Raw genomic sequence first — 22,272 nt, forward strand, 5'->3', positions numbered from 1 at the left:
AACGCTCTTTTACACTGCGGATAGCTTGTGATGACGGGCGGCGGTATGCGCCCGAGACATGCCCCGGCTCGGTTTCTCGCAGCAGCCGCCGGGAACATCGAAGAACAGGTCAGATATCGTTATCCACCCTGTTTCGGACGGAGATAAACCCAATGAAAAAGACCCTCATCGTTGCCGCTCTCTCTGGCGTCTTCGCGACGGCCGCCCATGCGCAAAGCAGCGTGACGCTGTACGGCCTGATCGACGCCGGCATCACCTACACGAATAACCAAGGCGGCCACAGCGCGTGGTCGCAATCCACCGGCTCGGTCAACGGCAGCCGCTGGGGCCTGCGCGGTGCCGAAGATCTCGGCGGCGGCCTCAAAGCGATTTTCGTGTTGGAAAACGGCTTCGGCATCAATAACGGCACGCTGAAGCAGAACGGTCGCGAGTTCGGCCGCCAGGCGTTCGTCGGCCTGTCGCACGAGCAATACGGCACGCTGACGCTCGGCCGTCAATACGACAGCGTCGTCGACTACCTCGGGCCGCTGTCGCTGACGGGCACGCAATTCGGCGGCACGCAGTTCGCGCACCCGTTCGACAACGACAACCTGAACAATTCGTTCCGGATCAACAACGCCGTCAAGTACACGAGCGTGAACTGGGCCGGCCTGAAGTTCGGCGCGTTGTACGGCTTCTCGAACAGCAACGAGTTCACGAACAACCGCGCCTATAGCGCGGGCGTGTCGTACAGCTACGCGGGCTTCAACGTCGGCGCCGGCTACCTGCAACTGAACAACGACTTCGGCCCGACGGTGTCGAACGCATCGGGCGCGGTCGCACTCGACAACACGTTCGTCGGCAAGCGCCAGCGCGTGTTCGGCGGCGGCTTGAACTACACGTACGGTCCTGCGACGGCTGGCTTCGTGTTCACGCAATCGCGCGTCAATCGCGCGACGGCGATCGGCGCGAGCGCATCGGGCCTCTCGAGCGGCATCGCGCTCGACGGCACGTTCATGCGCTTCAACAACTATGAAGTGAACGCGCGCTACGCGTTCACGCCGGCCTGGACGGTCTCGGGCTCGTACACGTACACCGCGGGCTTCATCGAGAACCATCACCCGGGCTGGAACCAGTTCAACCTGCAGACGGCCTACGCGTTGTCGAAGCGCACGGACGTGTACCTGCAAGGCGTGTATCAGAAGGTCAACAGCGACGGCACGGGCCTCGGCGCATACATCAACGGCATCGGCGGCATGTCGTCGAGCGAAAAACAGGTCGCCGTCACGGCCGGCCTGCGTCACCGCTTCTAACCGGTCCTTCGGGCCCGATCAAAAGCGCCCCTTTCGGGGCGCTTTTTTTATGATCGATCGGATGGGCACGGAGCTGCTTCGCCCGAGTGCGCGCGATGTCGGCGGCATGTCTGCGCGGCTCGCGAGCCGCGGATGCATTGCTCGCGGCCGGCGTGCGAGAAGAGCAACGCGCTCTCCCCTCATGACTCACGCCGCGCCCGGCGCCGGGTAGCGAACGTCGAGCACGTCGATCGGCTCCGGCCCCACGGGCGTCACCAGCGTGACCGTGTCGCCGACGCGCGCCTTCAGCAGCGCACGCGCGACGGGCGAGATCCAGCTCACGTGCCCGCGATCCAGATCGACCTCGTCGACGCCGACGATCGTCACCGTATGCTCGGCGCCGTCCTGCGTCGCGTAATCGACGGTCGCGCCGAAGAACACCTGATCCGCGTTCTCCTGGCGGCTCGCGTCGACGACTTCGGCAAGATCGAGACGCTTCGTCAGAAAGCGGATGCGGCGGTCGATTTCGCGCAGACGCCGCTTGCCATAGATGTAGTCGCCGTTCTCCGAGCGATCGCCGTTCGATGCCGCCCACGACACGAGCTTCACCACCTCGGGGCGCGCTTCGTCGATCAGATGCAGCAACTCATCGCGCAGGCGCTTGTGGCCCGCCGGCGTGATGTAGTTCTTCGCGCCGGGCGGAATCGCGGCCTGCGCGTGATCGAGGTCGTCGTCGTCTCCGTCCGACTCCTTCACAAACGCCTTGTTCATGATGCAATTTAAGCGACTATCGGATGCTGTAAGGTTACACGAACAGCCTTATCTGATAAATCGTGGAGAAAGGCTTCCCTTTTTAAATTTGTTTGCTATAATCTCACTTCTGCGTGCGGCTGTAGCTCAGTTGGATAGAGTACTTGGCTACGAACCAAGGGGTCGTGGGTTCGAATCCTGCCAGCCGCGCCATTTTTTCAAGGGCCTTCTCGCGAGAAGGCCCTCTCAGTTCAAAGTTGTACCGCTTTGCGTGCGGCTGTAGCTCAGTTGGATAGAGTACTTGGCTACGAACCAAGGGGTCGTGGGTTCGAATCCTGCCAGCCGCGCCATTTTTGAAGGGCCTTCCTCCGGGAAGGCCCTTTGTTTTTGCGCGCGGATGGATGCGCCCCGCCGCTCCGCACGGCCGGCACTGAAAGCCCGCGCCCACCGCCCTTTCCTGCGCCTCTCGTCGCCGCGCCGCGCTCCAGACGAAAACGGCGGCCCGAAGGCCGCCGATGCCGCGCTTGCCTGCGCCCGCGCCGGGCGCCATCCGCACGCTAGTAATCCTGCCGCTCGCGATCGATCCGCATCCCGCCGTCGTGGCGCGCATGCACGACGTCGTCGTTCGAGCGCTCGCGCATGATCCGCATCACGTCCGGATTCGTGCGAACGCGGCGCATCACGTTCGCAAGATGCACGCGATCGCTCACCTGGATCACGAAGCGCAACACCGTCGATTCGTGCGTCAGATCCTCGTCCATCGCGATATGGACGATGTTCGCGTCGGCCGACGTGATGTCCGCCGCGACGCGCGCGAAAATGCCCTTCGTGTTCTTCACGAGCGCCTTCACCGCGACGTCGAACAGGCGGCCCGGCTGCGGCGCCCATGCGACGTCGATCCAGCGGCCCGGATCGCGCCGGTGAATGCGCTGCGCGACGCGGCAGGCCGTCGTATGAATCGCCATCCCGAGCCCGATGCCGATGTAGCCCATGATGTCGTCGCCCGGAATCGGCCGGCAGCACGCGGACAACTGCACCGACATCCCCTCCGTGCCGGTGATCACGACGGGCGGCGCGTGGTTGGCCGCGTGACGCTCGGCGCGCGGCAGATCGTCGTCCGCATCGCGCCCGCTCATCAGCACTTCGATTCGCTTCGCCATCACGGCGGCCACTCGGCGGCCCAGACCGATGTCCGCGAAGATCTCCTGACGGCTCTTGTTGCCCGTCCACTGCACGAGCTTTTCCCACACCTCGGGCGCGACGTCGGCGAGCGCGAGCCCGTAGCCCTTCAGGCTCTGGTCGACGAGGCGCTCGCCGAGTTGCACCGACTCGTTCAGGCGCATCGTCTTCAGATAATGCCGGATCGCCGAGCGCGCCTTGCCGGTGCGCACGAAGCCGAGCCACGCAGGGTTCGGCTTCGAGTACGGCGCGGTGATCACCTCGACGATGTCGCCGCTTTTGAGCTCGGTGCGCAGCGGCAGCAGTTCGTTGTTGATCTTCACGGCGACGCACTGGTTGCCGAGATCGCTGTGGATCGAGTATGCGAAGTCGAGCGCGGTCGCGCCGCGCGGCAGCGCCATGATCTTCGACTTCGGCGTGAACACGTAGACCGCGTCCGGGAACAGGTCGATCTTCACGTGCTCGAGGAATTCACTCGAATCGCCCGCCTCGCTCTGGATGTCGAGAAGCGACTTGAGCCATTGATGCGCGCGCTTTTGCACGTCGTTCAGATCCGCGCCGCCGTTCTTGTACAGCCAGTGCGCGGCCACGCCCGCCTCCGCGATCTCGTGCATCTTGCGCGTGCGCACCTGGAACTCGATCGGCGCGCCGAACGGGCCGACGAGCGTCGTGTGCAGCGACTGATAGCCGTTGACCTTCGGAATCGCGATGTAATCCTTGAACTTGCCCGGCACCGGCTTGTAGAGCGCGTGCAGCACGCCGATGCACGTGTAGCAGTCGAGCGGATGCTCGACGACGATCCGGAAGCCGTACACGTCGAGCACCTGCGAGAACGACAGCTGCTTGTCGCGCATCTTCTTGTAGATGCTGAAGATCGTCTTTTCGCGGCCGGTGATCTCGGCGTCGATCTTCGCGTCCGCCATCGCGCGCTGCACCGACTCGAGGATCTTGCTGATCACTTCGCGGCGATTGCCGCGCGCGGCCTTCACCGCCTTTTCGAGCGTCGCGTAGCGATGCGGATTGAAGTTCGCGAAGCTCATGTCCTGCAGCTCGCGATACGTGTTGTTCAGGCCGAGGCGGTGCGCGATCGGTGCGTAGATGTCGAGCGTCTCGCGCGCGACGCGGCGGCGCTTTTCCATCGGCACCGCGCCGAGCGTGCGCATGTTGTGCAGGCGGTCGGCAAGCTTCACGAGGATCACGCGCACGTCGCGCGCCATCGCGAGCAGCATCTTGCGGAAGTTTTCCGCCTGCGCTTCCTCGCGGCTCCTGAACTCCATCTTGTCGAGCTTCGACAGCCCGTCGACCAGCTCCGCGACCTTGGGGCCGAAGCGCTCGGCGAGCTCGCTCTTCGTCACGCCCTGGTCTTCCATCACGTCGTGCAAGAGCGCCGCCATGATCGCCTGGGCGTCGAGCTTCCAGCCGGCGCAGATTTCCGCGACGGCGACGGGATGGGTGATGTAGGGTTCGCCGCTCTGGCGATACTGGCCGAGGTGGGCTTCGTCGCTGAAGTGGAACGCCGCCTTGACCTCTTTGATTTCCTCAGGACTGAGGTAATCGGCAAGCGCGGCCGTCAGCTTCGCGATGGAAACGACGCCGTGCTTGCGCGGCTGCTCCGGCGTCGCGGTCGGCCCGAACAGATGGCGAAACGACTGTTCGAGGACCGCGTCGATATATTGACGCGCGGGGGACGGTGCGGTGGCCTCGGCGTGCCCGGCCCCCGAGGAGGCGGACGATGGTGTGGTGCTCATTTTCGCCTCCTGGGTTCGCTCGTCGGTTGCGCGTGGACTACATGGCTGAAGAAACCGAGTGTGCCTTAAACGGGCACTTTCTTCAGCATTTCGACACCGACCTGGCCGGCCGCGATCTCGCGCAGCGCGACGACCGTCGGCTTGTCGCGGCTTTCGATCTTCGGCGTATGGCCTTGCGCGAGCTGCCGCGCGCGATAAGTGGCGGCGAGTGCCAGTTCGAAGCGGTTCGGAATCTGCTTCAGGCAGTCTTCAACGGTTATGCGAGCCATGTTGGGTCGTTCCTTCTGAATATGTTCCTTATTCTACCTTATGTGCCTCGTTCGCCGCCGTCACTCCGCGTGCGGCAGATGAATGCCGAGCTCGACGAAAAGTTCGGTGTGCCGCGCATATTGCGACGTGAAGCGCAGGCGCGTCGCGGCGACGATGCACTCGAGCTCGGCAAGCGCGTGCTCGAAGGTTTCGTTGATGACGACGTACTCCGCTTCCGCGGCGTGCGCGATCTCGCTGCCCGCCGCGAGCAGGCGCCGCGTGATCACGTTCGGCTCGTCCTGCCCGCGCTTTTTCAGGCGCTCCTCGAGCGCGGCGAGCGACGGCGGCAGAATGAAGATGCCGACCGCGTTGCGGAACTGTTTCTTCACCTGCTGCGCGCCCTGCCAGTCGATTTCGAGCAGCACGTCGTGGCCGTTCTTCATCTGCTCTTCAATCCAGACGCGGGACGTGCCGTAGTAGTTGCCGTGCACTTCGGCGCTCTCGAGAAACTCGTGGCGCGCATGACGCTCGCGGAAATCCTCGACCGTCGTGAAGTGGTAATGCTGGCCGTCCTGCTCGCCGGGGCGCGCCTTGCGCGTCGTGTACGAAATCGACAGGCAAATCTCCGAATCCTTCGACAAGAGCGCGTTGACGAGTGTCGACTTGCCCGCGCCCGACGGCGCGACGACCATGAAGAGATTGCCGGGATAGACGCCGACGTGCAGCGAATGCGCTGCCGCGCCGTCGCGGTTCGAATCGGTCATGTTGCGTTACTCCAGGTTTTGCACTTGCTCGCGCATCTGCTCGATCAGCAGCTTGAGCGCCATCGACGCGTCGGCGAGCTCCTTCGCCGCCGCCTTCGAGCCGAGCGTGTTCGCCTCGCGGTTCAGCTCCTGCATCATGAAATCGAGACGCTTGCCGACGCGGCCGCCCTTCTCGATCACGTGGCGCGTCTCGTTCAGATGCGCGGTGAGGCGCGACAGCTCCTCGGCGATGTCGATGCGGATGCCGTACATCGTCACTTCCTGACGAATGCGCTCGGCCGCCTCCTCGCGCGAAGCGATGGGCGCGCTGCCTACCGGCGCCGCGATGCCGAGCGCCTCCTGCAGCCGCTCGACGATCTTCTGCTGGTGCTTCGCGATCAGCTCCGGCACGAGCGGCGCGATGCGCGCGACGATCGCCTCCATCTCCGCGACGTTCGCGAGCAGCATCGCCGCGAGCTGCGCGCCCTCGCGCGAGCGCACGACGACGAGCTCGCCGATCGCTTCCTTGCCGCATGCGAGCACCGCCTCGCGCAGCGCCTCGGCGGACACGCCGCTCTCGGCAAGCACGCCGGGCCAGCGCAGGATCTCGCCCGAGCGCAGGCGGCCGACGCCCGGAAACGCGTCGAGCACTGCGCGCTCGAGCTCGGCGAGCTGGCTGAGCGCCGCGTGGTTCAGCGCGCCCGCGTTCACGTTCTGGTCGCCGCGCTGCAAATTGATGCGCACGTCGACCTTGCCGCGCGACAGCTTGTTCATCAGCATCTCGCGCAGCGCCGGCTCGCACGCGCGCACATCGTCCGGCATCCGGAAATTGAGGTCGAGGAACCGCGAATTCACGGTCCGCAGTTCGACCGATACGCTCGTGCCGCCGTTGCCGGAGGCCGTCGTGAGATCGCGCGTCGCGCTCGCGTAGCCCGTCATGCTGTAGATCATCGTTCGTCCCGTCGTTTGATGGCCCAGCGGGCCAGGAGGATTCGAGACGCCCGGCGCTTGCGAGGCGCGGGGCGCGAAACAGCCATTATCCCATTTTTGCGGGCCGGACCCGCCGGGCCGACGCGCCGTGCGCGCGGTAAAATTCAGCTTTCTCCTCTGCACATTGCCCCGATGACGAATTCCTCCCCACGCCCGAGCGGCCGCCGCGCCGACCAACTGCGCGACGTGCGCATCACGCGCCACTACACGAAGCACGCGGAAGGCTCGGTGCTCGTCGAGTTCGGCGATACGAAAGTGATCTGCACGGCGAGCGTCGCCGAGCGGGTGCCCGAATTCCTGCGCGATCGCGGCCAGGGCTGGCTCACGGCCGAATACGGCATGCTGCCGCGCGCGACGCACACGCGCAGCGACCGCGAAGCCGCGCGCGGCAAGCAGACGGGCCGCACGCAGGAAATTCAGCGCCTGATCGGCCGCGCGCTGCGCGCGGTGTTCGATCTGAACGCACTCGGCCCGCGCACGCTGCACCTCGACTGCGACGTGATCCAGGCCGACGGCGGCACGCGCACGGCAAGCATCACGGGCGCGTTCGTCGCCGCGCACGACGCGGTGACGAAGCTCGTCGCGGCGGGCAAGATCGCGCGCTCGCCGATCACCGACTACGTCGCCGCGATCTCGGTCGGCGTGTTCGGCGGCGAGCCCGTGCTCGATCTCGATTACGACGAAGATTCCGCGTGCGACACCGACATGAACGTGGTGATGACGGGCGCGGGCGGCTTCGTCGAGGTGCAAGGCACCGCGGAAGGCGCGCCGTTCTCGCGCGCCGAGATGAACGCGCTCCTCGACCTCGCGCAAGCCGGCATCGGCGAGCTCGTGCGCCTGCAGCGCGCCGCGCTGGAGGCCTGAGATGTCGCACGCATCGAACGACGCCGCGCTCTCGCGCATCGTCCTCGCGTCGAACAACCCCGGCAAGCTGCGCGAGTTCGCCGCCCTCTTCTCGACGGCCGGCATCGCTGTCGTGCCGCAGGGTGAGCTCGGCGTATCGGAAGCCGACGAGCCGCACGTGACGTTCGTCGAGAACGCGCTCGCGAAGGCGCGCCATGCGTCGCGCGCGACGGGTCTGCCCGCCGTCGCCGACGATTCCGGCCTGTGCGTGCCCGCGCTGCTCGGCGCGCCGGGCGTCTACTCGGCGCGCTACGCGCAGCGCGCCGGCCGCGAGAGGAGCGACGCGGCAAACAACGCGTATCTCGTCGAGCAACTGCGCGACGTCGCCGACCGGCGTGCGTACTACTGCTGCGTGCTCGCGCTCGTGCGCCACGCGGACGATCCGGAGCCGATCGTTGCCGAAGGCCGCTGGGCGGGCGAGATCGTCGATGCGCCGCGCGGCGCGCACGGCTTCGGCTACGATCCGCACTTCTTCGTGCCGGCGCTCGGCGCGACGGCGGCCGAGCTCGAGCCGGCCGCGAAGAACGCGGTCAGTCATCGCGCGCTCGCGCTGAAAGCGCTCGTCGCGCGGCTCGGAGAGATTCGATGAGCGACGCCGCCGCCAACGGCGCGCGCGTCGTCGCGACGTTCGCCGCGCCCGGCAAGATCCGGCTCGCGTCGCTGCCGCCGCTCGCGCTGTACGTGCATTTCCCGTGGTGCGTGCGCAAGTGCCCGTATTGCGACTTCAATTCACACGAATGGAAGGACGGCGGCGCGCTGCCCGAGCGCGACTATCTCGACGCGCTGCGCGCCGATCTCGAGCACGCACTGCCGCTCGTCTGGGGACGCCAGGTGCATACGGTGTTCATCGGCGGCGGCACGCCGAGCCTGCTGTCGGCGGCGGGCCTCGACCGGCTGCTTTCCGACGTGCGCGCGCTGCTGCCGCTCGACGCGGACGCCGAAATCACGCTCGAAGCGAACCCCGGCACGTTCGAGGCGGCGAAGTTCGCGCAATTCCGCGCGAGCGGCGTGAATCGCCTGTCGATCGGCATCCAGAGCTTCGACGAGGCGCACCTGAAGGCGCTCGGCCGAATCCACGACGCCGCGCAGGCGCGCGCCGCGGTCGAGATCGCCGCGCGCACGTTCGACAATTTCAATCTCGACCTGATGTTCGCGTTGCCGAGCCAGACGCTCGACGAATGCCGCGCCGATCTCGAAACCGCGCTGTCGTTCGCGCCGCCGCATCTGTCGCTCTATCACCTGACGCTCGAGCCGAACACGTATTTCGCGAAGTTCCCGCCCGCCGTGCCGGACGACGACATGTCGGCCGACATGCAGGACTGGCTGCACGAGCGCACCGCGCAGGCGGGCTACGCGCGCTATGAGGTGTCCGCTTACGCGAAGCCGCATCGGCAGTGCAAGCACAACCTCAACTACTGGCGCTTCGGCGACTATCTCGGCATCGGCGCGGGCGCGCACACGAAGCTGTCGTTTCCGAACCGAATCCTGCGTCAGGCGCGCTACAAGCATCCGGCGACATTCATCGAGCAGGCGAAAGCGGGCGCGGCGGTGCAGGAGGAACGCGAAGTCGGGCCGCGCGATCTGCCGTTCGAGTTCATGCTGAACGCGCTGCGGCTCGTCGAAGGCGTGCCCGTGCACAGCTTCGCCGAACGCACCGGCATGTCGCTCGCCGCGATCGAGCCCGCGCTCGCGCAAGCCGAGCGACGCGGCCTCATCGTCCGCGATCACGTGCGCATCGCGCCGACGCCGCTCGGCCAGCGCTTCCTCAACGATCTGCAGGCGCTTTTCCTGCGCGACGAATGACCGGCTGACGCTCGATCTGCACCCAGGCGACGCTCGGCCGAAGAACGAGCGGCCGATGCGCAAACGCGCGAATCGAACGCGGCGACGCCGACGATTCGCGCGCCATTTCGGTTACAATGCACGGCCTTGGAAGCGTGGCCGAGTGGTTTAAGGCACTGGTCTTGAAAACCAGCGACGGGCAACCGTCCGTGAGTTCGAATCTCACCGCTTCCGCCAGGACACGCTTTCCCCACCCCTCAAGAAATGCCGCAAAACCAAGCCAGACAAGGGTTTGCAGGCCATCCAAGCTTTCGTAAGCCTCCAAGAAAAGTCGTAAAATTCCAGATTTTTCCGGGTACTTTTCCGGGTACTTTTTGGACCTATAACGACAATGCCTGAGAGCCTCCTACGTCATCTGCAATGCCGCGCGGCCAAGCCGCGCGAACGCGTCTATCGTCTCAACGACGGCGGAGGTCTTGCGTTACAAGTCAAACCGAACGGCCTGAAATACTGGCAATTCCGGTACATGAAGCCGGACGGCCGCGAAGGCTTGATACAGATCGGCCCATATCCACGCGTCACGCTAGAGGCCGCAAGAGCGGCACGGAACGAGCATCGCGCGGCCGTGCAGGGCGGCAACGATCCTGCGATGCTGCGCAAGCAGGAGAAGGCCCGCCGCAAGATCGACGCAGCCCGTGCGCTGAATTTCAAGCAGTGCGCCACGGCGTTTATCGAGGCGCGTAGTGCGGAATGGGTGAATCCGAAGCACACGCAACAGTGGACGAACACCCTCGCGACCTACGCCTATCCCATCATCGGCGCATTGCGCCCCGCCGACATCGACACGGACCTCGTGCGTCGAGTGCTTGAGCCGATCTGGCTAACGAAAAATGAGACCGCATCGCGCCTGCGCGGCCGAATCGAAAACGTGCTGGATTGGGCGAAGGTTCGTGGCCTGCGCGACGGCGAGAAGAGGTACGCCACCAATTGAGCGAGGGGGCGAGCGTCGCGAGCCTCGCGAAACGGTATGGCACAAGCCGCCAGACGATCATGCGGATACGTGACGCGGCGTAACGTGCGATCGTCCAAAGTCACTTCTCACGGGCCGCAAGGCCCGTTCTTGTTCGTTAGAGCATCTTAAGAGGACGGCGAGAGTTTCTGCGTCTTGTGAAGTTCGACCCAGTAGCCGTTAAGTTCGCCGTCTGGTACGTTGAAGCGCTGCAACCATGCTTCCGTTGCCACGCGCGTATTAAGCAGGGGCGCGGTGCTATCTATCGTGCCGCTTTGCAGGATATCGGACGAGTCCGCCACGATCGGACGCAACGCGTGGTTCAGCAGTACATACGCGGCGGGAGGACGAGGGGGTATCCCGTTCCCCACTGGTACACCTGCGACCGGCTCCGTACCCGCCTGAATGATGAGGCCGCCATCACCAAGCGGCGTTTTGCGGAACCAGTCCGGGGGAAGCATCAAGCTGTCCGCACCGCCAGCGCTGCGAACGAGATCGGCATCGAGCGCCGTCAACCAGTCAACGGTCTTGATCTTGCCCGTTAGGTCACGAATAGAGGTGCTGGCGGGTTCTCCGACGTCGATACCTGGGCCGTACCGCCGGCACCAAAAATACTCGCTCGCTTCATTCGCCTCAGTTTCGAGCGGGGGAAGATTCACGCCGAATCCACCGTGTCCCCAAATGGTTGGAACCGTTGTGGCGAACTCCGCAAACATTGCCTCAAATGCACCAGGGCAAATTTGCAGGAAACGTCGCGGAACGGTGAACACCATTACGTCGAGGCCGCGGATTTCCATTGCGGCTTGCCAGTCTTCTAGGCAGAACACGGAGAACTCGTAAAAACCTGTTGCGAGCTTGTGGTCCGCACTCGTCGTCATGGACACAAGGATTTGACCACTCGGCAATTCGCTTGCCAGTCGCGGGAAGCCACGAGCCTTGTCGAATGCCACCGGGCTCTTGCCCTCTTCGTAGAACCAGCGCATCGGTCCGACCTTGGGCGGCTCAAGCCCCGCAGCCTTCGCAGACGCGGATTCGTAGTCTGTAATCGTCGTCAGGTAACGATCGTAGCAACGCACAAGCGCTTGCCGAACGGCCTGGGTGTGGCCGCCTTTGAAGTACAGCGCGCCGCGCACGACTAGCGCCGCGCCTACGATCGCCTTTTGATACGCAGGCTCGTAAAGCCCGAATGGGAGAGTGTCTTGTCGTCGTGGATCATTGGCCCACGCCACCAGCTCGTCATGCGTCATGATCTTTAGGGAAATACGGAAACGCCGGGGTTTTGCGGAGGAAGTGGCAGCCCTGACGGCCCCATGCTGCTATGGCTTCCTGCGTCGTTCCCGAAAACATCATCGGTTGCGGAATGGCTCTGTGTTGAGCGGGCCGATTGCGCCTCGGACTGTTTGTCCGAACACCCGCAGTTGGCTCGACTCAGCGGAGCATACTTGCTTCTGCTGCCGGCAATGCGAACGTACGAATCTCTTTGCCCTTTCCCAAAGCCGTCGTCGAATTTCATCTCTACCACCTTCTTGATATTCGATTGTACGGGTGGCTGAGAAGGATCATGCACGATAACAACGTCGGGCCGGCGAACGCCGGGACCGCCTGCTGCTTTGTCCCTGCGATAGCCCCCTATCCTCCCCGGCCATTTATCGCGAATCCAGTCCAACAGCGAGTCGTGCGATTGCAGTGGATCGTCGTCCGACATGATCGGGGCGGGCGGCTCCTGCCTCATGTCATACGAGACTTCCGGCAAGTATTCCGTCGGGTTGCCGCTCATCATGCGCGACGTTTCGTTCGCCAGGTCCAGCCGCTGCGCGACGCATGCTTGTCTAAGTATGCGTCCGCCACCCCGAGTCGCGACGCCAATGGCGCTGCATTTGCACAATGCGTCGCAGAGCACCTTCTTGTCGTTTGGCGAAAGGCCCTCTGTCGCACCTACGACGGTCGTTTGCCCGTCGCCGCTTCCCGAGCCCCCAACCGCCGAACCACCCGAATACCCGCCGCTCATGCTTCTTCCACGCCCGCAGTTCGAGCCGAGCCCGGTTGATTGAATGTGAGCGACGATGCCTGATGAGTGCTCAACCAATCCGTATGGCCGCTAGCGTCAGTGGTGCCCTGAATCGTCTGGCCGTCTGCTGACGTCACCGTGTATGGATGATTCGCGATGGGCTCGCGCGTCTTGTCGTCGACGAGTTGGAAGCGTCCACGGTATGTCTCGTTGCCCCGTGCCGCCGACAACGGAACCACGCTTTTCCCCGTGCCGACCGGCCCACCCGCTCCCGACGTCAGCTCAACCGTCGCCGTGCCTTGCGAGGCGATCAGCGTCGCGCCGCAGGCCGTCTTGTCGCCTTCGGTCGCCACCGGCCTGTCGCCAAACGTCATGCTCCGATTCCGTACGCCAACGATGGGGTAGATGCCGCCGCACTTCGGGCACGACACCATGTCACCCTCAAGCGCCAGCGGCTTTCCATAAACGATGTTGGTCGACGTGCCCGCCAGCACACGGCCACCGTGGGAAGTCGTGTCACCTTCCCGGATGAGTGCAGAACCCATGCCGAATCCTCAGTGGAAAATCCGCGAGGACTTTAGCATGTGACGAAGAAGGGCAACTATCCTGTCAATGTTGACGGGCAAGAAGCGGCCTCGCTCAGATCGCCCGAGGCAGTCGTGCTGCTGATTTGATCGCGGGCAGCGCCGCGAAGTATGTCTCACCCGCTTCCTAACGTAGGTAGATCCTCTATCCGTTGGAAGCACGATTCGCTGATCGCACAATGCGCTCAAACAATCAGCCAAGCTGGCGGCTGCGCCGCCAGCTTCCTGTGTCAATTTGGCATCGGAACAGCATCAGCAACTCGTCGTCTGATGCAGTCCGTTGCGTTCATCTATTCAACTGCACTTCGACAACAGGCGCATCCACCAACACCTTCAAGAGCTCCGGCTGACGATCCAGCAGCTTCAGCAGATTGACCACGGCCGCCACGGGCGTGGCATCGCCGCTCTCATAACGCGAGAAGGCGTTGTGTCCGCCACCGGTCAAGCGAGCGGCCTGCACTTGGCTCAGATGCAGTTTCTTGCGAATGCGACGAATTTCATGCTGCGTGTGCTCGCGTGCCTGGAGCACCAGCGCGTCACCGGCTTCTGCGTACCGCATCGCGCTTTGCGGATCGAATTCAACCTCGTCGCATGCCTTGCAGCGCCAGCCAGACAGTCCGTGAACTTGGGCGCTGAATGTTTCGTGCTGAATCGTAAAAGATTCGTTCTCGAACCGCGTCATGCCATTCCGGGTGCCGCAGTTCGCGCAGTTGCGATGTTTCATGTCACTTCTCCTTGAACTGAATGACCGGCGCCCCGTCGCTTCGCTCGGTAATCTTGATGTAGGCCAACTTGCCGTTGGGCGTGCCCGCGTGATACACGTCCTGCCATACCGTGTGATCGCCGTAGGTGGTCATGGATTTGAAGAAATTGCCGCCACGCCTATGTGACACGGAACTTAAGCCAGCAACGACGGCAAGCATGTCCGCGCTGGTGAGCCCCATGGCTCTTCCGCCATCAAGGGCAGTCTTCGTGAACGCGGCTGCCCCCAACCTGGCGACGGTGGCCTGAACGGTGGCGAGTTTGTAGTGCGGCGTGTTCTTCTCCATGCACAAACATTACCCTATAAGGGTTATTTTTGCAAGCTGCCGATCTCCGTGCGGCGGACACATCGCCCGCGCTTTCCGCCCCTTCAAGCGCCGTGGCGGGGGAGAAATTTCTTTGCGCGCAGCGCTCCAGACAGCGAAGCAATTCTCGAAGCAACCAAGTGGGATCGATGAACTCGACTATCTGCCTCCAACTCTCTCTCCAAGAAAATTGGTGTTCTGGAGATACACTTGGAGACAAGGAAAGTCTTACTGGATAAGGCTTTTCGGCCGACTTTGACGATTATCTCCAACTCTCCAACGATTTCTGCTCCTGCGGTGAAGCAAAGACGCCTGGCATCATTTGCACAATGGACGCCTTATCCGGGTACTAAATAGAGTACTTTCGGAACCAGAAATCCCGAACCCCTTGCCAAATAAGGCAGTTTGGCGGAACAAAAGGCGGAGACGACATTATCGAAGCCGGTCAAAGCCTTATAGGACGAAAGGGTCTATTTTTCTGGGTACTTGGTCGGGTACTTTTTCACTTTTTTCCACGAAACCGTTGATACACAAGGCAGTTTGCATGACACCGCTTCCGCCAGCGCACGCCTCCCCCGCCTCTCAAGAAATGCCGCAAAGCCAAGCCGGACAAGGGTTTGCGGGCCAACCAAGCTGTCATTGGCTTCCAAGAAAAGTCGCAGATTTTCAAAATCCGCCGGATACTTTTTCGGGTGCCTTCGGGATCGGAACCTGCAACGACGGTGCCCGAGAGCCTCCCGCGTGACCTTCAATTCCGCTCGGCAAAGCCGCGCGAACGCATCTACCCTACCGCCCGCCGATCAGCGCGTGACGCGGCCTCGAGCCCCATCAGCCGAGCCAAGAGCGGCCATTTGACGAGCGCATCCTCATAAATCCGTTGAGCCTGCTCGTCGACGTAGTGCCCCGCGTCGAATCCCGCAACGTACTGCGTAAGCCCCGTCAGGTCGTTGTCGGGCTTTCCGTTTCGCGTGCTCATCGCTCCCCCACCCATACGCCGTCGGGCGTTCGCACCACGTAGCCGTCCGCGGTCTTCACCGTCACCGTGCCCTCGTTCTCGCCGACCATCTCGGTCTGCGGAAGATCCGCCGCGTAGCGCGACAGCGTCGCGCCCGGCCTGAACGGCGCGCCGCTCACGACGTTCGACAGCAATTGCGCGAGCGCGAGAAAGCTCGTCGGCTCGTCGATCACCGTCGTCGCGCCGTGATTGCCCGGAAAACCCACGAGCCGCACGCCAACGGGATCGTGGATGATGCGCGGCGTCGGTATTTCGCGCAACCCCGCGACCTGGTTGCGATCGCCGCGCAACGCCGCGCCGTGCTCGGGCACGACCACGATCGCGGCTCGCCTGCCCGACGACGCGATCAGGTCCGCGAAGCGATCGAAGTCGTCCATTAGCTTGCGCGCGCGCAGCGGGTACGAATCGAGGCTCGTCAAGTGGCTGCCCGGCAGTTGGTTGCCGTCGTGCAGGCTGATCGTGTTGTAGTACAGCGCGACGGGGCCCGCGGTCGTGCCGCGCTTCGCGTACCAGCTCGCGAGCGTCGCGTAGTCGTCCTTGACCGGCGAGCCGTCGAACGCGTGCATCGCGACGGGCGCGTCCGCGTTCGACAACACCGGCGCGTTCGGCGCGCCGATGTTGTCGCGAACGACCTGCAGGAAGTTGTCGAAATGGCCGTCGTGATTGAGCAGCGTCTGCGGCGCGAAGCCGGCTTCGGCCAGTTGCGCGAACAGATAGCACGACGAGGACGCCGGCTTGTACAAGTCCGCATGCGCCTCCTGTCCGCACGTTGCGCGCAGCACGCGAATCGCGGCCGGCCCGCTGTAGCTCGCCGCCGTGCTGAAGTTCGTGAACAGATAGTCGAAGCGTCCGAGCAGCGGATGATTGCGCAGCTTCGCGACGTCGAGATCGTCCCACGACAGCGAGCACACGTGCAGCACGATCACGTCGAACTGCGTGGCCGGATCGATGCGCGGATGTCCGAACGTCACGACGCGCTGCGACTCGCGCGTGCGAAACGCGGCAAGCGCCGCGTTGTGATCGAGCGCACGCGCGGCGTCGCGAGCGTCGGCGGCAGACGAGCCGGCGCCCGCCCGCGCGCCGGCGACGATCGCCTCGCCCGCCTGCCACATCGGTATCACGATCAGCGCCGCCAGCACGAACGTCGCGACGCGCACCCAGCGGTTCACGATCCCATAGACGACGATCGCGGCGATCGTCGCCAACAGCAGTGCGGGCGGCACGTATCGCGACGCGAGTTCCATCCAGTAAGCGAGACTGAACGACTCGAGGCCGCCGAACGCTTCGACGATGCGGGCGGCTGGCGGCAAGCCGGCCTCGCGGTAGATCAGCGGCACGGCGAGCGCGAGCGCGATCACGTGACGCAGCGCCTGCAATCCGCGCCGACGAATCGGCGCGGTCAACGCGAGCGCAAGCGCCAGGCCGACGTTCGCGAGCCAGAGCGGCTTCAAGTGCCCGGTCGCAAACAGCACGATCTTCAGGATGAAATACAGATTCCAGATCGTCATAGCCGCGGCTCCGTGTGATTCGTCTCGTCGTCAGCGCGCACGCTCCGCCTCTCGCGGCGAGCGCACCATCCGCAGCGTGCGTCTCGCGAGCCGTGCGTAGCCCGCGATGCCCGCCGTCGCCACCTGAACGAGGCCGCTCAGCGGCGCGTCGGACGGTTCGTCGTCGCGCCAGTCGAGCCACGCATCCGCGCGCCCGAACGTGCATTCGACGAGTTGCCGTTCGCGCTCGAGCGTCAATTGCTCGAACTGAACGCCGAGATAGCCGTCGCGCGAGCGCGCGACGCGCACGGGAAAGTGAAACGGCTGATCGCCTCGCGTGATGCAGATCCGAAGCGGCGTGCCGGGTTCGAGCATCAGGCCGGCCGGCGCCTCGAGGCCGAGGCCGCCGCTCGAATAATCGTGCGTGACGGTCGCGATGGTCGTGCCGTCGGCGAAGAGCAGCGTCGCCGGCACCCGCATCGCGATCCGGTGCGTGACGCGCACCTGCTTCGCCTCGTACGCGACGCCGATCGCCGCGCCGAGCATCATCAGGTTGTAGAGCGTCCAGCTCATCGTCAGCAGGACTGTCGACGCTTCGTCGCCCTGGGCGACGACGAGCCGCACGACTCCCGCGCAAATCGCGCCCGCGTTCAGCGCGAGCAGCGCGAGATACGGCTTCGACGTCGCCCAGTCGACGTAGGCTTCGTCGATCCGCCCGCCCTTCGCGGTCACGTTGAACCTGCCGTGCCTCGGGCTCAGGAACGCGATCGTCGTCGGCAGCGCGATGTACCACGCAAGCACCGATTCGTACACTTCCGCCCAGAACGAATGGCGAAAACGCCCCCGCATCCGCGAATTCGAGAGCTGGGCGAGCACGAGATACGGCAGCACGTAGCTCGCGAGCGCGAGCGCCGACGCGTTGATGAAATACAGATGGAAGAACAGGTATGCGATCGGCACCGTGAGGAACACGAGCCGCGGGATGCCGTAGAAGAAATGCAGCATCGCGTTGCCGTAGCAGATGCGCTGGAACAGGCCGAGGCCGCGCCCGACGAACGGGTTGTCGATGCGAAAGATCTGCGCCATCCCGCGCGCCCAGCGTATGCGCTGCTTGATGTGGCCCGCGAGGCTTTCGGTCGCGAGGCCCGCCGCCTGCACGGTCGGCAGGTACGCGCTCGTATAGCCGCGGCGATGCAGCTTCAGCGCGGTGTGCGCGTCCTCGGTGACGGTCTCGATCGCGACGCCGCCCACCTCTTCGAGCGGCCCGCGCTTGAGCACCGCGCACGAGCCGCAGAAGAACGCCGCGTTCCACAGGTCGTTGCCCGCCTGCACGAGGCCGTAGAACAGGCTGCCTTCGTTCGGCACGCGGCGGAACGTGCCGAGGTTGCGCTCGAACGGGTCCGGCGAGAAGAAATGGTGCGGCGTCTGCACGAGCGCGCAGTTCGGATCGCGCAGGAACGCGCCCATCGTCGTCTGCAGGAACGAGCGCGTCGGCACGTGGTCGCAATCGAAGATCGCGACGTATTCGCCGTGCGTTCGCGCAAGCGCGCTGTTGATGTTGCCCGCCTTCGCGTGGCGGTTGTCGTCGCGCGTCAGATAGCCGACGCCCGCGTCGCGCGCGAATGCTTCGAACTCCGGACGACGGCCGTCGTCGAGCAGATAGACGTTGAGCTTGCCGGCGGGCCAGTCGAGGCTCTGCGCGGCGAATATCGTCGGCTTCACGACGGCGAGCGGCTCGTCGTACGTCGGAATGTAGACGTCGACGCTCGGCCAGCCGGCCGGATCGTCCGGCAGCGGCTCGACCGACCGGTCGAGCGGCCATATCGTCTGCACGAAGCCGAGCACGAGGATGAGCCACGTGTACGCCTCGGCCGCGTACAGCAGATAGCCGACCAGCGCCTCGACCGGCGTGCGGAAGTCGAGCGTTTCGGTGCTGCGCCACCAGACGTAGCGCATCATCGAAAGCAGCGCGAGCATCGCGAGCACGAGCGTCGGCACATGGCCGGGCATGCGGCGGATCACGAGCGCGAGGCCGAGCACGGCCGCGAAGAACGCGAACTGCGCGCCCGGCAGCAGCGGCGACGTCGCGGCCCAGAGCCACAGCGCGGCGCCCGCCGCGGCGACGATCGACAGTGTCACGCGCGAACGCGCAACGCGCGTCGCGCCGCGCTCCATCCGCGCGCTCCATCGCTCCCATGGCAGCGCGCCCAGCATGACGGCGACGCGGCGCTTCGCGCGCCGCGCGACTCGGCGCGCCGGCGCGAACCGAGCCGAATGCCGCTCAATGGCGCGACGACGAACCGCCGAGGCGGGGCGCGGCGCACGCACGACCACGCGCCAAAGCCACTCGCGCGAACTGTGCGGCTGCATCACCCCCCACTGCGTCGCCACGGCGAGTATCGCCGCCCGGAGCCAGTCGCGCGCGGCGTCGCGCCGGCCGGGCGCCGGCGGATGGAAGAACGCGCGCACGAGCCAATCGAACGACGAGCGTTCGGCGGGCACGCCAAGGCCGCGAGCGATCCAGTCGCGCATGCGGGCGGCCGCGTCGCCGATCCGGCGGCCGAGCGCGACGCGCGATGTCATTGCCGCGCTCCCGACGTCTCGCCCCCGGCCGGCGCATCGAGCCACGCGTCGACCCAACCCGCGACGCCGTGCATATCGTGCGACGCCTGCGAATGCGGCGCATCGTCGAAGAACCACGTGCCGCGCGCGAGCGACTCGGGCAGCGCCGCATCGAAATGCACGCGCTGCTCGAGCACGACGCCCGGCCCCGCCGCCGCGCGCAGCATCGCGAGCGCATCGCGCTGCATGTCGCGCGCGGGATTCAGGCGATTGACGACGATGTGCAGCGCAGTGCCGGTCTCGGCGCGCAGTTCGGGCAGCCGTGCTGCGGCCGTCGCACAACCGGCGGGCTCCGGCGGCACGACGCACAGCGCGAGATCCGCGCAGCGCAGCGCGTGCGCCGCCTGCTGCGACGGATAGCGCGCGGCGTCGATCAAGGTCACGCCGGTGCCGGGCAAATCGACGTCGACGAGCGAACGCGCAAGCCACTCCGGTTCGGCCGAGAGCCGCAGGTCGCACGCGAGCGCCTGCGCGGGATCGACGTCGCCATACGGCACGAACAGCACGCCGTCCGCGCTGCGCCAGGTGTGCGCGTGCCATGCGGCGGCCGCGCCCGACAGCGCGTGCGCGATGCCCGCCGACGCGAATGCGTCGAGCCCGAGCGGCACGCCGAGCAGATTCTGCGGATCGAAATCGAGCGCGACGACCGGGCGGCCGCGGCGCGCGAGCAGCACGGCGAGCGCGGCCGTCAGCGTCGTACGGCCCGCGCCGCCCGCCGTCGAAATCACGGCGATCGTCTTCATCGCGCGTCCTCACGTTCGGCCGCCTCGCCGGCGCCCGGCACATAGCGGCCGCGCAGCACGACGGGCGCGACGTCGAACGTCGAGGCCGCATGCCGGCGAAACCGCGCGGGCGCCTGCAGGCCGCGCCCGATGCCGAGCCGCCGCGACGCGATCCACGCGGGAATCGCGATCGCCACGCCGAGCACGAAACCGATCAGCATCCAAGTCATGGCCGCCCCTTCGGATCGCGCAGCGGCATCGCGAAGCGCGTCGCATCGCCGAGATGGCGGACGGCGGCTTCCGGCTGCGGCGAAACGGCGGCCGGCGCGGACGCGCACGCCTCGATTGCGTCGGATCGCCGGCCGGCCGTGTCGGCCGACGGCTTTTCCGCGATGGGCTCGTCCGCCGGACGCGCCGCGTGCGCCCGCGGGAACAGGTCGCTGTAGTCGGCGATCGGCGCGCGCCGGTTCGCCACCAGCAGGCGATCCAGTTCGAGCTTGATGCTCTCGTTGGCGAGAAGCACGATGCGATCGGACACGCGCTCGACCGGCACCTGGAAAAGGCGGTCGAGCACGCGCCGCACGTCGGGCAGCTCGCATGCGAACAGAAACAGGTAGACGTGCTGCGCGTCGGCCGTCAGCACGTCGCCGGCGCGGCGCGGCACGCACGCGCGCAGCGCATCGGCGTGCGCGACGCCCGGCAGCAGCGTCAGCTTGACGAGCGCATGCGGCAACACGAGCGCGGCGCTGCGCTCGAGCACCGCGCGCACGTGCAGGCAGAACGCGCCCACCGGCAGATAGCCGAGCGCCCCTTCGCCGAGCAACGCCGCGAGCGCGGCGCGATAGTCCGACGGCACCGGGCGCGCATAGAGCTGGCCTTGCAGCGAGCGCAGCACGGCCAGCACGCGCGCATGCGGCAAGTCGCGCGCGATCACCTGGTTCGCGCCGAGGCTCAGCATCAGCAGCTCGAAGTGATGGCGCAGCACTTCCCCGCGCTCGACCACGACGATCTTCAGCGCGCCGCCGCAGCCGCGGCGCAGCGCGTGAACGATCGCGCACAGCGCCTCGAGCTGCGCATGCCCGGCGTACGCGAGCACGGCGGTCGCCGCGTGAGCCGCCGTGCAGGCCGCGAGCACCGCGTCGTTGTCGGAGACGACTTCCCATTCGTCGGGCGTCCACGTCTCGTTCCCGACCACCGCGCGCGAAACGACGACGCGCGCCTCGTCCGCGGCGAGGCGCTGCGCTTCGCGCGCGTCGGCGGCGCTGTCGTCCGCCGCCGTCAGCCGGCCCGCCGGCGTGAAGCGCAGCGCGCGCGCTTCGCCCGTCGCGAGCGCGCCGCGCGTGCGCCAGAAATCGACGACCCACAGCAATTCCCCGTGCGAGCGCTGCAGTTGCGCGACGCCCGCGCACGCGCGATGGAAGCCGCCGAGCTGCGCGCGGCGGGCATCGCGCACGATCGGGCGATCGTCCGGCGCGGCGTCGCGCGCCTGTCCGCTCGCGCCGTCGGGCGATGCGTCGCCGAGCAGCAGCACGACGGCGATCCGGCGCGCGAGGCACCAGGCGGCGAGCGCGCGCCCTTCTTCCGCGAGCGCCGCAGGATCGCTCCAGTCGAACCAGCGCTCGGCGCCCTCGACGAAATACAGCGCATTCGCACGAAAGCCGAATCGTTTCAGCGCGGCGAGGCCGCCGGCGAGCGCGGCGAACGGCGATTTGACCGCCTCGCCCGCCTCGCCCGTTTTGCCCGTTTCACCCGTTTTGCCCGCTTCGCCGCCCGAACGCACCGGCATCGCGAGCACGTTCAGGCGGCGCGGCCAGCCGCGCGCCGCGTTCGCGAAGCCGCGCTCACGCAAGCGAGCCGACGCCGACCGCGCGTCGCACGCAAGCACGACCGTGACGTCGCGCGCGCCCGCTTGCCGCGCGCTTTCCCAGACGAGCGCGTCGCAACCGGGCGTGCGCGCCGCCGCGTACACCGCGTATAGTCCGCCCGGCTCGAGCTTCGTCCATTCGCCGGGCAGCGCGTCGATCGCGAGGCGGCCCCAGTCCGCGCCGGCCGGCGGCGTGCGCGTCCGGCCGAACGCGCGCACGCCGGCGAGCAGCCGGGCGCCGAGGGTCGAGTAGCGGGCGGAATCGGATTCGGTGTTCAC

At 65.9% G+C, this 22,272-nt stretch carries 20 protein-coding genes, 3 tRNA genes and 1 pseudogene; 9 read left to right on the plus strand and 15 right to left on the minus strand.

Translation table 11 applies throughout. The features are described 5' to 3' along the window. Nucleotides 1–152 precede the first annotated feature (152 nt). Complete coding sequence (locus tag X946_RS19525) at nucleotides 153–1,292, plus strand: porin (protein ID WP_038750954.1); 1,140 nt, start codon at nucleotides 153–155, stop codon at nucleotides 1,290–1,292. 186 nt (nucleotides 1,293–1,478) lie between these two features. Here the strand turns inward: X946_RS19525 and greB are convergent, their stop codons facing one another. Continuing rightward, on the minus strand, nucleotides 1,479–2,042 hold the full coding sequence (gene greB, locus X946_RS19530; protein ID WP_038750955.1) for a transcription elongation factor GreB: 564 nt from the start codon (nucleotides 2,040–2,042) through the stop codon (nucleotides 1,479–1,481). A 115-nt stretch (nucleotides 2,043–2,157) separates the two neighbouring features. Here greB and X946_RS19535 point away from each other — a divergent pair. Both X946_RS19535 and X946_RS19540 read left to right on the plus strand, forming a co-directional pair. Beyond that, nucleotides 2,158–2,234 (plus strand) — tRNA-Arg (locus X946_RS19535). Between the two features lie 60 nt (nucleotides 2,235–2,294). Next, nucleotides 2,295–2,371 (plus strand) — tRNA-Arg (locus X946_RS19540). A gap of 207 nt (nucleotides 2,372–2,578) precedes the next feature. On the opposite strand, the gene X946_RS19545 is transcribed toward X946_RS19540, so the two are convergent. From X946_RS19545 to X946_RS19560, 4 genes are all read right to left on the minus strand, one after another. Beyond that, entirely contained in the window at nucleotides 2,579–4,948 is a 2,370-nt protein-coding gene (locus tag X946_RS19545; protein ID WP_038750956.1) for a RelA/SpoT family protein, read from the minus strand. Nucleotides 4,949–5,013: 65 nt separating this feature from the next. Beyond that, nucleotides 5,014–5,217 carry a DNA-directed RNA polymerase subunit omega gene (rpoZ, locus tag X946_RS19550; protein WP_006025620.1) on the minus strand — a complete coding sequence of 68 codons (204 nt, stop codon included), beginning with the start codon at nucleotides 5,215–5,217 and terminating at the stop codon, nucleotides 5,014–5,016. A gap of 60 nt (nucleotides 5,218–5,277) precedes the next feature. Continuing rightward, nucleotides 5,278–5,961: a guanylate kinase gene (gmk, locus tag X946_RS19555; RefSeq protein ID WP_038750958.1), complete on the minus strand. Its 684-nt coding sequence runs from the start codon at nucleotides 5,959–5,961 to the stop codon at nucleotides 5,278–5,280. A 6-nt stretch (nucleotides 5,962–5,967) separates the two neighbouring features. After that, the gene (locus tag X946_RS19560) at nucleotides 5,968–6,891 is read right to left on the minus strand and encodes a YicC/YloC family endoribonuclease (RefSeq protein ID WP_038750959.1); all 924 of its coding nucleotides are present in this window, start codon (nucleotides 6,889–6,891) and stop codon (nucleotides 5,968–5,970) included. A gap of 171 nt (nucleotides 6,892–7,062) precedes the next feature. Here X946_RS19560 and rph point away from each other — a divergent pair, with 171 nt between their 5' ends. The 6 genes and pseudogenes from rph to X946_RS36345 form a co-directional block, all read left to right on the plus strand. After that, complete coding sequence (gene rph, locus X946_RS19565; RefSeq protein ID WP_038750960.1) at nucleotides 7,063–7,794, plus strand: ribonuclease PH; 732 nt, start codon at nucleotides 7,063–7,065, stop codon at nucleotides 7,792–7,794. Nucleotide 7,795: 1 nt separating this feature from the next. Next, nucleotides 7,796–8,422, plus strand: a complete 627-nt coding sequence (gene rdgB, locus X946_RS19570) for an RdgB/HAM1 family non-canonical purine NTP pyrophosphatase (protein ID WP_038750962.1) — start codon at nucleotides 7,796–7,798, stop codon at nucleotides 8,420–8,422. After that, entirely contained in the window at nucleotides 8,419–9,636 is a 1,218-nt protein-coding gene (gene hemW, locus X946_RS19575; protein ID WP_038750963.1) for a radical SAM family heme chaperone HemW, read from the plus strand. Before rdgB ends, hemW begins: the two co-directional genes overlap by 4 nt. Before the next feature lie 128 nt (nucleotides 9,637–9,764). Next, nucleotides 9,765–9,852: transfer RNA gene (locus X946_RS19580), tRNA-Ser, on the plus strand. A 154-nt stretch (nucleotides 9,853–10,006) separates the two neighbouring features. Beyond that, complete coding sequence (locus X946_RS19585; protein WP_235364041.1) at nucleotides 10,007–10,606, plus strand: tyrosine-type recombinase/integrase; 600 nt, start codon at nucleotides 10,007–10,009, stop codon at nucleotides 10,604–10,606. Beyond that, nucleotides 10,582–10,689, plus strand: a pseudogene (locus tag X946_RS36345) (helix-turn-helix domain-containing protein); the annotation flags it as partial. The gene X946_RS19585 and the pseudogene X946_RS36345, both read left to right, overlap by 25 nt. A gap of 63 nt (nucleotides 10,690–10,752) precedes the next feature. Here the strand turns inward: X946_RS36345 and X946_RS19590 are convergent. The 10 genes from X946_RS19590 to bcsE all read right to left on the minus strand — a co-directional run bounded on the left by X946_RS19590 (nucleotide 10,753) and on the right by bcsE (nucleotide 22,272). After that, nucleotides 10,753–11,871 carry a DUF3396 domain-containing protein gene (locus tag X946_RS19590; RefSeq protein WP_038750964.1) on the minus strand — a complete coding sequence of 373 codons (1,119 nt, stop codon included), beginning with the start codon at nucleotides 11,869–11,871 and terminating at the stop codon, nucleotides 10,753–10,755. 5 nt (nucleotides 11,872–11,876) lie between these two features. After that, entirely contained in the window at nucleotides 11,877–12,404 is a 528-nt protein-coding gene (locus X946_RS19595) for a VRR-NUC domain-containing protein (RefSeq protein ID WP_235364042.1), read from the minus strand. A 224-nt stretch (nucleotides 12,405–12,628) separates the two neighbouring features. Beyond that, entirely contained in the window at nucleotides 12,629–13,177 is a 549-nt protein-coding gene (locus tag X946_RS19600; RefSeq protein WP_038750967.1) for a PAAR domain-containing protein, read from the minus strand. A 325-nt stretch (nucleotides 13,178–13,502) separates the two neighbouring features. Further along, entirely contained in the window at nucleotides 13,503–13,940 is a 438-nt protein-coding gene (locus X946_RS19605; protein WP_038750968.1) for a type II toxin-antitoxin system MqsA family antitoxin, read from the minus strand. Between the two features lies 1 nt (nucleotide 13,941). Next, on the minus strand, nucleotides 13,942–14,265 hold the full coding sequence (locus tag X946_RS19610; RefSeq protein ID WP_038750970.1) for a type II toxin-antitoxin system MqsR family toxin: 324 nt from the start codon (nucleotides 14,263–14,265) through the stop codon (nucleotides 13,942–13,944). A 990-nt stretch (nucleotides 14,266–15,255) separates the two neighbouring features. Next, nucleotides 15,256–16,806, minus strand: coding sequence for a cellulose biosynthesis protein BcsG (gene bcsG, locus X946_RS19620; protein ID WP_038750972.1), 1,551 nt, complete (start codon nucleotides 16,804–16,806; stop codon nucleotides 15,256–15,258). A 30-nt stretch (nucleotides 16,807–16,836) separates the two neighbouring features. Then, entirely contained in the window at nucleotides 16,837–19,368 is a 2,532-nt protein-coding gene (gene bcsA / locus X946_RS19625; RefSeq protein WP_052145125.1) for a UDP-forming cellulose synthase catalytic subunit, read from the minus strand. Then, nucleotides 19,365–20,150, minus strand: coding sequence for a cellulose biosynthesis protein BcsQ (bcsQ, locus tag X946_RS19630; protein WP_038750973.1), 786 nt, complete (start codon nucleotides 20,148–20,150; stop codon nucleotides 19,365–19,367). Before bcsQ ends, bcsA begins: the two co-directional genes overlap by 4 nt. Continuing rightward, entirely contained in the window at nucleotides 20,147–20,359 is a 213-nt protein-coding gene (locus X946_RS19635; RefSeq protein WP_038750974.1) for a hypothetical protein, read from the minus strand. Before X946_RS19635 ends, bcsQ begins: the two co-directional genes overlap by 4 nt. Beyond that, nucleotides 20,356–22,272, minus strand: coding sequence for a cellulose biosynthesis protein BcsE (bcsE, locus tag X946_RS19640; RefSeq protein ID WP_052145126.1), 1,917 nt, complete (start codon nucleotides 22,270–22,272; stop codon nucleotides 20,356–20,358). Before bcsE ends, X946_RS19635 begins: the two co-directional genes overlap by 4 nt.

Origin of the sequence: Burkholderia sp. ABCPW 111 (assembly GCF_000773065.1) — a bacterium.
Taxonomy (GTDB): Bacteria; Pseudomonadota; Gammaproteobacteria; order Burkholderiales; family Burkholderiaceae; genus Burkholderia; species Burkholderia savannae.

Bases quoted from the DNA above. Each gene is read 5' to 3' on its own strand.
- hemW (WP_038750963.1), top strand. From the start codon at position 8,419: ATGAGCGACGCCGCCGCCAACGGCGCGCGCGTCGTCGCGACGTTCGCC.
- greB (WP_038750955.1), bottom strand. From the start codon at position 2,042: ATGAACAAGGCGTTTGTGAAGGAGTCGGACGGAGACGACGACGACCTC.
- X946_RS19590 (WP_038750964.1), bottom strand. From the start codon at position 11,871: ATGACGCATGACGAGCTGGTGGCGTGGGCCAATGATCCACGACGACAA.
- X946_RS19525 (WP_038750954.1), top strand. From the start codon at position 153: ATGAAAAAGACCCTCATCGTTGCCGCTCTCTCTGGCGTCTTCGCGACG.
- X946_RS19635 (WP_038750974.1), bottom strand. From the start codon at position 20,359: ATGACTTGGATGCTGATCGGTTTCGTGCTCGGCGTGGCGATCGCGATT.
- rpoZ (WP_006025620.1), bottom strand. From the start codon at position 5,217: ATGGCTCGCATAACCGTTGAAGACTGCCTGAAGCAGATTCCGAACCGC.
- bcsQ (WP_038750973.1), bottom strand. From the start codon at position 20,150: ATGAAGACGATCGCCGTGATTTCGACGGCGGGCGGCGCGGGCCGTACG.
- X946_RS19605 (WP_038750968.1), bottom strand. From the start codon at position 13,940: ATGAAACATCGCAACTGCGCGAACTGCGGCACCCGGAATGGCATGACG.
- X946_RS19595 (WP_235364042.1), bottom strand. From the start codon at position 12,404: ATGATGAGCGGCAACCCGACGGAATACTTGCCGGAAGTCTCGTATGAC.
- X946_RS19560 (WP_038750959.1), bottom strand. From the start codon at position 6,891: ATGATCTACAGCATGACGGGCTACGCGAGCGCGACGCGCGATCTCACG.
- X946_RS19585 (WP_235364041.1), top strand. From the start codon at position 10,007: ATGCCTGAGAGCCTCCTACGTCATCTGCAATGCCGCGCGGCCAAGCCG.
- rph (WP_038750960.1), top strand. From the start codon at position 7,063: ATGACGAATTCCTCCCCACGCCCGAGCGGCCGCCGCGCCGACCAACTG.
- rdgB (WP_038750962.1), top strand. From the start codon at position 7,796: ATGTCGCACGCATCGAACGACGCCGCGCTCTCGCGCATCGTCCTCGCG.
- gmk (WP_038750958.1), bottom strand. From the start codon at position 5,961: ATGACCGATTCGAACCGCGACGGCGCGGCAGCGCATTCGCTGCACGTC.
- X946_RS19545 (WP_038750956.1), bottom strand. From the start codon at position 4,948: ATGAGCACCACACCATCGTCCGCCTCCTCGGGGGCCGGGCACGCCGAG.
- bcsG (WP_038750972.1), bottom strand. From the start codon at position 16,806: ATGACGATCTGGAATCTGTATTTCATCCTGAAGATCGTGCTGTTTGCG.
- X946_RS19600 (WP_038750967.1), bottom strand. From the start codon at position 13,177: ATGGGTTCTGCACTCATCCGGGAAGGTGACACGACTTCCCACGGTGGC.
- bcsA (WP_052145125.1), bottom strand. From the start codon at position 19,368: ATGACATCGCGCGTCGCGCTCGGCCGCCGGATCGGCGACGCGGCCGCC.
- X946_RS19610 (WP_038750970.1), bottom strand. From the start codon at position 14,265: ATGGAGAAGAACACGCCGCACTACAAACTCGCCACCGTTCAGGCCACC.